Source organism: Salinivibrio sp. PR919 (assembly GCF_001995355.1).
Lineage (GTDB): Bacteria > Pseudomonadota > Gammaproteobacteria > Enterobacterales > Vibrionaceae > Salinivibrio > Salinivibrio proteolyticus.
Genome location: NZ_MUFL01000089.1, coordinates 1 through 11,886, shown reverse-complemented (window position 1 = coordinate 11,886; position 11,886 = coordinate 1). Strand labels below are relative to the sequence as shown.

At 44.7% G+C, this 11,886-nt stretch carries 15 protein-coding genes and 1 tRNA gene; 6 read left to right on the top strand and 10 right to left on the bottom strand.

Annotated elements, in window-relative coordinates; translation table 11 throughout:
• The first annotated feature begins 866 nt into the window (after nt 1-866).
• The 6 genes from BZG83_RS14145 (at nt 867) to BZG83_RS14120 (ending at nt 5,076) form a co-directional block, all read left to right on the top strand.
• Entirely contained in the window at nt 867-2,165 is a 1,299-nt protein-coding gene (locus BZG83_RS14145) for a tyrosine-type recombinase/integrase (protein ID WP_077481465.1), read from the top strand.
• Between the two features lie 3 nt (nt 2,166-2,168).
• On the top strand, nt 2,169-3,029 hold the full coding sequence (locus tag BZG83_RS14140; protein ID WP_077481463.1) for a hypothetical protein: 861 nt from the start codon (nt 2,169-2,171) through the stop codon (nt 3,027-3,029).
• A gap of 156 nt (nt 3,030-3,185) precedes the next feature.
• On the top strand, nt 3,186-3,371 hold the full coding sequence (locus BZG83_RS14135; protein WP_077481461.1) for a helix-turn-helix transcriptional regulator: 186 nt from the start codon (nt 3,186-3,188) through the stop codon (nt 3,369-3,371).
• Nucleotides 3,368-3,781: a hypothetical protein gene (locus BZG83_RS14130; RefSeq protein WP_077481459.1), complete on the top strand. Its 414-nt coding sequence runs from the start codon at nt 3,368-3,370 to the stop codon at nt 3,779-3,781. Before BZG83_RS14135 ends, BZG83_RS14130 begins: the two co-directional genes overlap by 4 nt.
• Nucleotides 3,781-3,999, top strand: a complete 219-nt coding sequence (locus BZG83_RS14125) for a hypothetical protein (protein WP_077481457.1) — start codon at nt 3,781-3,783, stop codon at nt 3,997-3,999. The genes BZG83_RS14130 and BZG83_RS14125 overlap by 1 nt, the downstream gene beginning before the upstream one ends.
• A gap of 402 nt (nt 4,000-4,401) precedes the next feature.
• Entirely contained in the window at nt 4,402-5,076 is a 675-nt protein-coding gene (locus BZG83_RS14120) for a YagK/YfjJ domain-containing protein (RefSeq protein ID WP_077481455.1), read from the top strand.
• Between the two features lie 203 nt (nt 5,077-5,279).
• Here BZG83_RS14120 and BZG83_RS14115 read toward each other — a convergent pair whose 3' ends face one another.
• The 10 genes from BZG83_RS14115 to BZG83_RS14065 form a co-directional block, all read right to left on the bottom strand.
• Nucleotides 5,280-5,819, bottom strand: coding sequence for a hypothetical protein (locus tag BZG83_RS14115; protein ID WP_077481453.1), 540 nt, complete (start codon nt 5,817-5,819; stop codon nt 5,280-5,282).
• Nucleotides 5,820-5,955: 136 nt separating this feature from the next.
• On the bottom strand, nt 5,956-6,432 hold the full coding sequence (locus BZG83_RS14110; protein WP_077481451.1) for a hypothetical protein: 477 nt from the start codon (nt 6,430-6,432) through the stop codon (nt 5,956-5,958).
• Nucleotides 6,433-6,561: 129 nt separating this feature from the next.
• Nucleotides 6,562-6,855, bottom strand: a complete 294-nt coding sequence (locus BZG83_RS14105; protein WP_077481449.1) for a hypothetical protein — start codon at nt 6,853-6,855, stop codon at nt 6,562-6,564.
• Between the two features lie 315 nt (nt 6,856-7,170).
• A complete protein-coding gene (locus tag BZG83_RS14095; protein ID WP_077481445.1) occupies nt 7,171-7,671 on the bottom strand; it encodes a hypothetical protein in 501 nt (166 codons plus the stop codon).
• An 89-nt stretch (nt 7,672-7,760) separates the two neighbouring features.
• Nucleotides 7,761-8,216: a hypothetical protein gene (locus BZG83_RS14090; RefSeq protein WP_077481443.1), complete on the bottom strand. Its 456-nt coding sequence runs from the start codon at nt 8,214-8,216 to the stop codon at nt 7,761-7,763.
• Nucleotides 8,209-8,886, bottom strand: coding sequence for a S1 family peptidase (locus BZG83_RS14085; protein WP_077481442.1), 678 nt, complete (start codon nt 8,884-8,886; stop codon nt 8,209-8,211). The genes BZG83_RS14090 and BZG83_RS14085 overlap by 8 nt, the downstream gene beginning before the upstream one ends.
• Before the next feature lie 135 nt (nt 8,887-9,021).
• Nucleotides 9,022-9,432, bottom strand: a complete 411-nt coding sequence (locus BZG83_RS14080) for a hypothetical protein (RefSeq protein WP_077481440.1) — start codon at nt 9,430-9,432, stop codon at nt 9,022-9,024.
• 138 nt (nt 9,433-9,570) lie between these two features.
• The gene (locus tag BZG83_RS14075) at nt 9,571-10,119 is read right to left on the bottom strand and encodes a hypothetical protein (protein ID WP_077481438.1); all 549 of its coding nucleotides are present in this window, start codon (nt 10,117-10,119) and stop codon (nt 9,571-9,573) included.
• Nucleotides 10,120-11,153: 1,034 nt separating this feature from the next.
• A tRNA-Ile gene (locus tag BZG83_RS14070) sits at nt 11,154-11,229 on the bottom strand.
• Nucleotides 11,230-11,378: 149 nt separating this feature from the next.
• On the bottom strand, nt 11,379-11,624 hold the full coding sequence (locus BZG83_RS14065) for a hypothetical protein (RefSeq protein WP_077481436.1): 246 nt from the start codon (nt 11,622-11,624) through the stop codon (nt 11,379-11,381).
• Between the last annotated feature and the right edge of the window lie 262 nt (nt 11,625-11,886).

The following is an 11,886-nucleotide window of genomic DNA, read 5'->3' as shown; positions in this document are numbered from 1 at the left end:
ATATAGGTCACATATCTTCTTGTCAATACTTATAGCCTCTGTTTCTTAACCCCCCCCAACCTAACAACAAATCCTAGATCGCTGGGTCGGTCGCACCAGACTGGCCCTGTAATCTCGCTCTAAGGCTTATCCTGCCTGACTTCCTACATGATGTAGTTCCAGTAACTTTGGCGACGGCGTCGTCGGTCCGGTCTCTATCCGGTCTTTAGCTGTAATTTTGGCTAGATACCGAGCTGGACACGAACCCTAATGTAAATTTCCTATTTAGGTTTTCCGTCCAGTTTGCCGTCGTCGTCGACGGTAGTTCCATCTGATTCCACTAACCCAACTCTTAGCCCTAACTCATACCAGATCCGCGCTGTAATCCTGTGTGCCATTGGTTTTTCCGGGGTTCGGTTCTGATGTTGAGTGGTATGTATCTGCCCTGATTCGTGCTGTACAGACGAGAGAAGGTTCTGATGGTGGATATCACTCTGATAGGGGAAGTGTGACTCTGTGGTGACTACGTGGCGTGTTTCGGCTGACCGAATGGACAGAGCTTACCGGAAGTAATCGCAGACCGGATATAGACCGGACCAGAAAAGATAAAGGCCCGTAGATTTCTCTACGAGCCTTCTGGAATATGGTGGCCCCTCCCAGACTTGAACTGGGGACCAATCGATTATGAGTCGTGATATGACTGTTTTCGATAAAATCTCACATCATCTCAAATTAGTTTATTTTTGTTTTAATTCAGATAGTTAAAAACATTTCTTCAACTCATCTTTTCTCGTATAGTCTCATTCAGGTACGCTCTTGTTTGACTAAGTGTTTGACTAAAAATCGCCATAGTCAAACAAGGAAATCTTTGAGTGAGGAAGTGTGCGATGTTAACGGTAAGTGCCATTCGTGGACTAAAACCCAAAGCTAAACCCTACTATGAGTGGGACAGCAATAGTGAGCGCGGAACGGGCAAGCTGGCAGTACAAGTGACCCCAAAAGGCAGTAAACGTTTTGTGTTTCGTTACTTTGTAGGCCGCAAAGCGAACTTCATTACGTTAGGCCAGTTCCCGGCTCTGTCACTGAATGATGCAAGAGCCAAACAGAAAGAGCTGGGTGACTTGCTTATTCAGGGGATTGATCCGAAAGAGCACATCGAGACGAAAAAGCGTGACCAAGAAAACGCAAAGCGCGAGGAAGCAAGGAAGGGGTCTATACAGCAATTGTTTGAAGCCTATGTCGCGCAAATGGTGAGGGACGGTAAGCGCACTCACAAAGCCGTTCTGGCATCTCTTGAGAAGGAAGTGTATCCGGTTATACCTCCTGCTACGAAAGCCAAGGATGTAACCACAAACGAGTTAAAACTGGTGTTGGCGGAAATGATAAGGCGTGGAGCGAAAACTCAGTCCAATCGTGTACGCAGCTATCTAATGGCAGCGTTTAACTATGGGCTAAAACACGATAACGATCCTGCTAACTTCATTGATGAGGCTAAGTTTGGCTTAGTGTTTAACCCGATGACGGCCATCCCCAAACAGAAAGATGCAGAGCGCGTGGGTAATCACTACCTGAAAATGGGAGAAGTGATCCAGCTAATCGCTGACCTAAAAGGGGAATATGAGCGGTTTAAGATGGGCGATACCATCCGGTGCCTGATTTTACTTTGCCTCTATACCGGAGGACAGCGACCTTATGAACTGGCGGCTTCTAAGTGGGAGGCGGTAGATTGGGAACAAAAGTCACTATTGGTAAGTCGTGATTTGTCTAAAAATAAGCGAGAGCACATCATTCCTTTGACTAAATCTGCGCTGACGATTCTTCGCCAACTGCGCGAGGTAAACCAAGACTCTGACTTTATTTTTCCGCACCGTTTAAACCGTAATGAGCATATCCGGCTGGATTCGCTTTCTCAGGCCGTTACCCGATACCGAGACGCAACGCCTTTTGTTTCGTCCTTCATCCCCCGCGACATTCGCCGCACCTGTAAAACCCTAATGGGCGAGATTGGCATTTCTAAATCACTCCGAGACCGCATTCAGAACCATGCGCTAAATGACGTATCTAGCAAACACTATGACCGCTATGAATACCYGCCTGAGAAACGAAGAGCTTTGGAATCATGGGAACAACGATTAAACGAAAACACTACTATCACCAATGTAGTGGCATTTGTAGGGAGGGATTAAACCATGTCATCAAAGAAAAAAACGGATACCCAATTGCCACCATTATTACCTCTTGAATACTGCTCAGTGGCGCGAGCGGCGAGGTTGTTAGGTTGCGAGGAAGAGGATATCTATCATTGGCGTGAAATCGGAGCGATAAAGCTATGTGCGGTTCTCAATGGCGAGAATTGCAAAGCGTTCGTCAAGCCTGATTTTCTTTATGGTGAACTAGAACCGGAAGCCATAAAGAACATGAAACTTGAAGAAGAGCTTGCCAAAGTCCACGAGCCAGGAGAGGGTGAGAATTTTCAGATGGATGAGGGACACGTGATTGGATCTGGCCCGATGGAAATCGATGAAAGTCTACTGAATCCAATGGTCGTCTATGATGCTGTCGCTGATGGAGTGTGGATAGAGGCGGATGATGACACGATGGAGATATCAGGACCTAACTTAGTAAGCAGTAGCAAAACAGAGCATGTTGGCTACGAAGGGGGGTTGAAAAATGCAGAGTTAGTGGGCATCCAAGTGCCAGATCTGCAAAACAGACTGGTAGTGATGAAGTCAGACTTGGATAAGCTGCATAAAGCAATACATGGCTTAGCCCCTCTCCCAAACCGACACAATGACTCAGATATAGCTGCAGAGATGGCAGCCAAAGAAAAAGAAGCACAAGCGATTGCCTCCTCTAGAGTTAGCGCTCCGCAAAAGTTAATTATCCAAGAGCTGGCAAAGAAGGTTCTTGACGTTGACGAGATTGAAAACCCTCACAAAATGGCAGAAGCACTACTTTTAGAAATCCCTCAGTATGAAGAAGCAAGACGAAAAATTGGACAAGACAAAGATGTGAAGCGAAGTGTCGCCAGATGGCTTGGCGCCAAGTAAAACAATAACTTATATATCACCCTCCCTTTGTTAGCTTTTTAAAAAGCTACTTCATCAGCGTTAATGTCATAGACATTAGCGCTATCGTCGATACTACAACTCTCACATAGTTTCTAATGGACTCATCAATTCCAAGAGCAACCCAAAGGTGAAGTGATGAGGCATGAAGTGATTATTGCTCCTAATGCAATGGAGTCTATGGTTGGGAGAAATAGAAAAACCCTCTGGCGCTGGTGGCGCAAGGAAAAGTCTTTCCCTGCCCCGATTCAAATCAACGGACGCACCATTGGCTGGCGCGAAGCTGACTATGAGGCATGGCTAAATGGGGAGTGGCAACAATGAGCAAAATTCCTGCACCAAGCAAGGCCGAACTGTGTCTATTAGAGCTTTTGCGCCGTGGCAAAGCTGGCCTACACCCGCTGGATGTGAATATCCGAGATCTTACCCATGCCAACGTACTGGATGAGGCCGGCAAGTATTGGAGTATCACATTGCCAACGGATATGAGCCTTCTCCGCATACGTCATGGTGTGCGCATCGCCGATCAACCCGCACCGTTTACCAGTGTGCGCGGCTACAAGGCCATGTTTAAACGCTACTGGTTGGCTGATCTCGATGCAGCAAAAAACGCGATTAGGTTGATTAATAGCTGGCGAGCCAAACGGGGAGCTAAGCAGCTATCAAAGTGTAGTTGCGATACCCTGCTAGCCGCTTTTCAGTCGGAGCCACAAGCGTTAGGTGAGGTAGCGTAATGACGAGTTTAACCAAGCATCCCGTTGATCACGCTGAGCTGGCAGATAAAGCCTTGTGTCAGCTAGAGAGCCTAACTGTCGTACTGGGTACTGCTCATTTTGAGGACGTTGATAACCAACATTGTAAGGGGGTTATATGGGCAATGCAGGAGCTCGCGACAACGGCTAAACGTCACTTACAGGCCAGCCGAGACGATATGCCTCTGCACCGCCGATAGTAGAAAATCATTCAAACCAGTGGCTGTCAGTATTGGCAGCCATTTTTATTGGCAATGGCAAAAGTAAGTAACTGCTATCAGCTAAATACCTGATTTAATGCGGATTAGACGAGGTGAGATATGTTTTCAAGGTTTTTTAGGCGCATTTCCACTTGTTTCAAAGCGCTTGGTTACTGAGAGCGACTTGGCAGCCTTGCAATCACGTTGATAGTGGCCACTTACCGATCCAGAGGAAGCATGTCGGGTTTTATTAATATCTTCCACTCAATATCCATATCACTGATAAGAGAAGTAAGGGTTATACACTTTGGTTCGCCGACTTCCGATGCGTGCGAAGCGACTTTAAAGCCGCAAACGGTGATGAAAAAGGAGCTGGTGGAGTAATGGAAAGGAGATCAGGAATTGCCCTACTCCACTAATACGGGATTTTTCAAGACCAAAGACGGTCGCTGCTGGGTGGTCAATACTGGGCCAAACTTATCGCCGCTCTACACCGACATTCTTCAGCGATTGGTTGGTCAGTTGGAAGCGATGGAGTCTCACTATGCTCGGGTGTTCTGCTTTCGTTTTGATTTGCACCTAACGGAATACACCGACAATAACACTACGGTGAGTCGCTTGTTCTCGCTGGTGGTACAAGCCCTAAAGCGATACTACAAAACGCCTAACATTGGCTACCTATGGGTGAGAGAGCATGAAAAGGCCAAACAACAGCATTACCATTGCGTGCTCTTTTTGGACGGTTCCAAGGTGAATCATTTCCACACTATCCAAACCACCATTGACGGTTACTGGGCTGCCTTTGAAGGAGGCCATGTACAAGGGTGCGGTTTTAAAGTGCTACCCAGAGGAGACTTACACGCCAAAGCCGAGATCATCTACTGGCTGTCGTATCTTGCTAAAGTACGCGGCAAAGCCAATGGAAAAGGAAAACGCTATAGGCCCAGCCAAACTAAACGCTACGGTGTCAGCAGGGTTAAAATAAAAGCGAAAAATTGCGCACTTGTAGACAAGAAAGAAAAACCGCACACCGATGACATTTTTGCGTCGCTAGCCTTTGTGGGGCGCGGATCGTGAGTCAAAAAGTGCGCAAAACACTGCGCAGTYTTGAAGGGGGAAAGTGCGCAGTTGCAGACAAGGCGARCTCTGTTCGCGCCTATCCAAACTCCCTGCGGCTCAGCGCACAACATAGTGGTGATCTTAAATTCGATGCTCAGAGACGGCGTGATGTGGGATTAAAAATCTCGCCAAAATTTAACGATTGACTACATACTCGTTTGTTATACCTGTTCTATCAGTTTCACTTCACCTTGACCATCAATAACAACACGCCATTGCTTACCCTTACAATCAAAGTAGAAACCTTTTAGACCAGAATACTTTTCGTAACTACCGACACTATGGACTGTTTCGTAACGAACAAATGCGGCATCATTAGATTCTGTTTCACTGAGCAACGCTTCAACTGCTTTAATAAAAAGAACTTCTTCTGGTAGAGCTATTACCCGGTAATTTCGAGATAAAAGCGTATGCAGCTTTGTAAAGTGACCTTTAATACGCGACCATTCTTCTATAGATTCTCGAACTCGTTTATGTGCTTCAGGAATGACAAAACCAACTAAACCAAGAATAGAAAGAACTTGAACGACTGTAACTGGATTGTCAGCCCCACGACCAATATTGTGCTCTTGAATTGAACACTCTACTGGAAGTTCTGATCTTTTTAGATGCTTTCTAATTGAGTCTTCAATTTCATCTGTTTGTTCATGCCAATCAAGACCATAAGCAGGATCTTTATAAGTACCTAGTAAAATGTCCATGTTTTCCTCTTAAGGTATAACGCCTTGCTAACAAGCGACAACGCGATGCCACTTAACTTAAATATTGTGCCATAAGCACAGAGTTGAAATTGGGACTTAAGTCGCCAAGCGTTAGGAGTCTTTGTTAAGCAATTTGTTATATTTTTTCACGCACTAAGTTAGCTACATCAACTGCAGCGCCACCTGATTTGAAACTACGACCTAGATCGTATGCCATGTTCTCTAATGGCGAATTGTCATAGCCGTGTTCATTGATTTCTTGAACGTACCGCTTCAAAAAGCCTTCTCCGCCTAGCTGCTCCCATTGAATTGTGTGCATGAGTTCGTGAATATGAATTTCTAAGTTTTCTTGATGCTGGGGTTTCATAAAGTACATGTGTTTGTAGTTGATTGCCCCACAATCCATATCAAGAAAGTCACCTAAACCAATATGGCGTAGTTCGGGAATGTCAGGCTTCGGGATTACGTCCGTTACAACAAACTTGCATTTAGCTAAGTATTCTGGAGAGTAGTAGCCTGAGAAAACACCTGAAAACTTACTGCAGCATTGAGCTTCAATTTCGTATTTAGAAACGATGCTATCAATCCACTTATCAAACTGCTTGATTGGCATATTACCCCCGTAAAATATAACTTTTAAATAAGGAGCGCATACAAGTGGGGCATAATGGCGAAGCCGCCCCGCATGTATGTGTCCCAGCGAACGAAGTGAGTGACTTAATTTTTTTGTTATGTGCCACGCTTATTTAATACACCATGATTCTAATTGCTTCTTATTTCTTATGATTTTAGGGTGCATTGTGCACAGCAATTCCACTTCTGATACAGTGTAATTCGTTTCTGAGGCTAAATAGGTAGTAGGAAGAAACTTGCAATTGTGTTTTTCTAAACCAGTTTCCAGAGCTTTGAAAACTTTCGGAGCCTTACAAAAGCGACGGTTAATCCACTTAAAGTGTGAAACACACATCAATACAGCCACGCCAGCAAAGAATGCACCGATGACAGAGTTGTTACTAAGCGTATTTACAAATTCCATTTTTATCCATTACCTTTAAGACAGATTAATAATCAATTCCTTGCTTTCCACCCTGACACTTTGGGCATTTACGYTGGAAAATATCTGTGCCGTTCGCACCATAAATATTACCGCAACCCGGTGACAAACATTCCATCTTGTATGAGACGGAATTATGATCCGAGCCTTTTAAGCCACGAGTACCATGATTTTTTTGATTATTCGAATTGATGTGACCAATTTGTGTTGTTTTAGCTGCTCCACTAACCCACATTATTCAAATTCCTCTCTGGCACATAACGCCGCAACCACCTGCTTGTCAGGTGTATTGCTTTGTTAAGACCTGAAATCTGGTCTGAGGTTGATGACTGTGTCTCTTACTGCTTGTTCAATTTCAGGAAAAAACATCATCGATACTGCATGTTTTGGCTTATCATATACATAACGGACTTTCGTAAACACACCGCTCCATGATTGTAGATTACCTTCCAAGTCGCGTGGAATTTCAACTTTTGTCTCGCGCTCCATTGTAACCACATCACTCATATCACGAGATGAAATTGCGGATTGAAACTGATAGAGCAACTTTTCCTTCGATTGTCTGGATAAATCACTAAATAGTGCATGAAAATCATGGGAATGCCGCCCTCCAACCTTGAAATCAGAGCCCTTCTCTATGAGGTAAAGAGACTTAAAATAAAGCTCCAGCGCCAAGGCAGCATTTACTTGGCTTGGTATCAAAAGGCTTGGATCTCCGCGTGAACCCTCATTCATGAGATGCGCAGCCTTTGAATACATACCTGCCGATGAAAATATTGATTTAGCTCGATCTTCCATGCTTGGATCCTTTATTCTTAACGTCGCGCTCACAGGTAAATTAGGAGCGAAGCGAGTAATTTGTCCTTGTGCGGCGCATTGTTAAGGCCTTACTTGCCATACGTTTCGCACCAAGCATTACGCCCAATTTTGCACACACTTAAGACGGCCACTGACACTGCACCAGCAATCAATCCATACGCGATGCTGAATTGAGCTGCGACTGAAGTGGCGAGTATTGTGACTACCTCTTTGAACGTTATTTCAGCACGTTTTCTTTCCTGAGTGTACTTGCGAGATTTTGTGCAGAAATAATCATGCACTTCCTTTTTGATATTGTCCCAGAATCCACTTTGAGATTTAGTACCACTGGCACCAACAGGAGAAATAAACGACATCTCCCTACGTTCTCCTGTAAGCTGCATACCTATATTATCGAATTCAGCTTGTTCCGTTTCACTCAGAGCAAAGGCACCTAAGACACTTTCGCGCTGATAGGATGGAATTTCTGTGCGGATAAACTCCTCTGCTCCCGATATATCAATGATAAGTTCGGCCTCAGACATTTAGCCCTTCCTCTTTCATCAGGTTTATCCCGTACTCAATAGACGTGGCATATGAAATGCTGCTTTCTGACCCTAGGGCATAATTACCGATCATCACTCCACCTGAATTACCTGAAGGATTGAACTTACCGCAAATCATTCCAATTATTTGCCCTGTGTGAACATCTACTAAAGGACCGCCGCTATTACCGTCATGCACCATGCTATCTAATTGGAAGTGCTTTGTTCCGTTGCTATTTATAGCCTTAGAACTAATTATCGATGAAGATGCTTTTAATGTATGGAGCCCCTTATCGCCAAATGGGTAGCCGAAGTACAAAACACTTGCGCCAGCAGGTGTCTTGTTCGGATCACCAAACATATTTGGCATTATGTTTGCTGTAACATCTCCCTTTAGTTTCAAAAGAGCACAATCGTGAACGGTATCGAATTGAGCAACCTCTACATCGATCGTGTTAACTCTTTCCTGAGTCATATTATTCCATTCATTGATAGGCTGAGTTGGAACTATTGCCAATTGCATATCAAGTTGAATAGTGTGCGCGCAGGTAAGTAGATACCCTTTTCCATCAGCTAGGAAAGCTGTACCAAGAAACTCGACGCCATCGCCATTCTTTCTTAATAACATACTGCAACCATTAGCATGAGCAGCAACTAATTTTCGATACACCTAAATTCTCCTTGGTTTGTAGCCCTAACGCCCAGCGCAGGTGCAGCCAGCGCGGAGCGCATTTTGTGTTAATGTTTGAGCGCAGCGAGTAACACAAAAGGTGCGTAGCGTTGGCTGTCGCTCTGCCGCTGATTGTTATGTAATTATTTCCACTGGTCCGAGGCCAGCCATAATGTAGTTTTTGAACTCCTCCAATTTCTTGGAAGGGAACACGAAACTGGGAAACTTACCTGGCTCAATTTGATTATAAGGAAGACTAAAATAGCAATCTTTTTCAACAATTTCTAAGGCTACTTTGTTGATGTTATCAACAGGAATTGACACCTCAGAAAACTCGATCTTTCCATCTGAAAATTTTACAAAACTAATCGGATCTTCCACCCTCTGCGGGCCATTCTCTTTAAAAAGAACAATCAACAAGAAGACATTGGTAATAGCACTCAGCTCCAGAAACTTAAAATCATACTCTGTAAGCAAAGCGATCGTGCAATACACAATTACGATAACAAACCATAAAACTAGCATCCTGATTTTGTTTTTTCTCATCGTTTCTTGACTCTTGCGATTACATAACGCCCAACTGAAGGGCAAAAACCAAACCTATCCACCCAACCGAACCAGCCGGAACCTCAAAAACAAACCGAACCAAAAATGCCGAGTGTTTTTGTCCCTTTAAGTTGTTTGTTAGGCGCCATTTAACCTCATGTTGAATTCATCTGCTAAAAAATTTGCATTCTTTACATACTGGCGTGCAGTTGACGAAGTAATATCCGAGTCAGTGACATGCACAGCTTTGTTTCGTAACAAACGAAGCTCTTGATAAGCCGTTTGAAACGCATCAATATCAAGACCTTTCTCTCTAGCAAGCTTGAATAGGCCTTGATGAGATAAATTCTGAGGCAGCCCTTTAGCAACACAAAATGAAATAGTCGCCATTTCTACTTTAAGCCACGCCTCCAATATTGCAGTTCTAGGTGAGGTTTCTGCTAAGTCTTCAAGAAACACGGATGCCTCAACAGTATCAGGATTTGCTTTAACCGCCTCACTTTGTTCAAAAGCTACTAGTTTTTCTAATCGTTCTTGGAACTCTGCCTCTATTTCACCGTACTTGAACTTAGATACACGTGAAAGCAATTTCCCCACAGGTTCTTTCAAGATCAGGATGCATAAAATTACTGTTACTGGCCATGCAAGAGAATCGATTGCTGACACTAAAAACTCTAGTGTTTTCATATAACTATTACCCTACGTGCAACTTTGCTGGTGCCTAACATTGTATTAGTGCGCACGCACGATTTCCCAAAAACCGTTATGCTCACTATTTCCTACCTAAATAGTTATTCCCAATATGATTTCTTACATTTCATGGATACTGCTCTTCCGCGAAAGTGTGCATGCCGCCTATCTCTATTCTGGTATTCACACTATCCCCAAGCATGAATCTGTAAACGTATGACTTATAGACTCTTTTAATCATCCATTCTGGGATAGTGTGAACCCGTCACGGATAAACGTGCACGCTTTTGGCTGTCTCTAGCCGATAAGCTGGTTAAGCATCCAGTGTTTAGCCATGCTACCGCCGATCAGTTGTCGGCACCTAACACGCCATCGTATTGGCAGATTTGTAAATGAGTGTATCAAGCCGTGTGTGGGTTTTCGTGCGCTGTTATCTAAAATGTTAGATGGCACAGGTTTTGTGATATGGATACAAAGGTGGGCTTTGGCWCAGCGAAAGGTTAGGTTAGCGGACAGCAGCCCTATCTCGATAAATAGTCATCTCAAATAAACTCTAGACCAGTCTCGATTGACAAGACTTAGTTTGGGCACTAGTTTTGTGGCTCGGTCCCGATGGAAGGAGCGCCCCTTGGGCAATTGGAGCCCAAGCCGACGCAGCCATTGGGACTTTTTCTATAGTTCGCACAATCCTTTCGGAGGATCTATCGGCTATATGCCATTTGTGTTCACGTAGTAAACGTTTCTGCTCATAAGCTGTGAACACTGAGCTAGATTATTGCTCTCACCAACGAATTTAAGCCCTGATGGAAGGTGCGCTCCTTGGGCAATTGGAGCCCTTGCAAACGCAGCTATTGGGGCTTTTTCTATTCCTCTCCCCTAATCCAGCGTTTTGAGCTATCGATTTATCACCTGATTTATTTTGATGCGAAATTGCAAGAGTAGTACGTTCTTGTTTGACTAAGTGTTTGACTAAAAATTGGTAGATACAAAAAAGGCGTAGTAGGTACTAACCTGCTACGCCTTGCTATAACTGGTGGCCCCTCCCAGACTTGAACTGGGGACCAATCGATTATGAGTCGACTGCTCTAACCACTGAGCTAAGGGGCCGAGTGGGTTGGGATTATAGGGGATGCCCGACAGGGTGTCTAGCTGTAAGGGGGGTGAATTCAGTATGCTTTTTGAGCACTTAGCGCGGTAAAAGCAAAACAAGCGCCGCCAATGTGGCGGCACTCACGCTTTGCTTAGGTTATATTGCCTTACTGCATCGCAGGGTCTTGGCTGGTGTCGTCGGCTGGCCAAGTGTTCTCTTCTTCAGCAGGCCAAGTGCTGTTGTCTTCTTCTGGCATCGGCTGGGTATCACAGTCGGTGCCTCCGTCTGGGCAGGTCACGGCAGGCTGTCCGTTTGCTGGCTGCATTGGCTCATCGTTTGCCATAGCAGGACCAGCTAAACCAACCATCATCATCAATGCGCTTAGGGTGAGTGCTTTGTTGTGTGCTTTCATCACTTTCTCCTTCGTTTTTGTCGTTGCCCTTGAGGACAAAATCAGTATCTCGCGATGCCAGCGGTGTTCTGTCATTGAGGTGCTATGGGTTGGTAAAAGGCGCGCGGAGTTTGTCGCTGGTTTTTTAGGCGTGTCAGCTGTCGTTTAAAAAGCCCCTCCCCGGTCAGAAAAACATCAGAATGATAGATTTTTGGTCAACATGTTGCGCTTGCGTGGGGCAATAGGCTTGCATCCCATCGTCTCTCCCCTTACTATCCAAAAG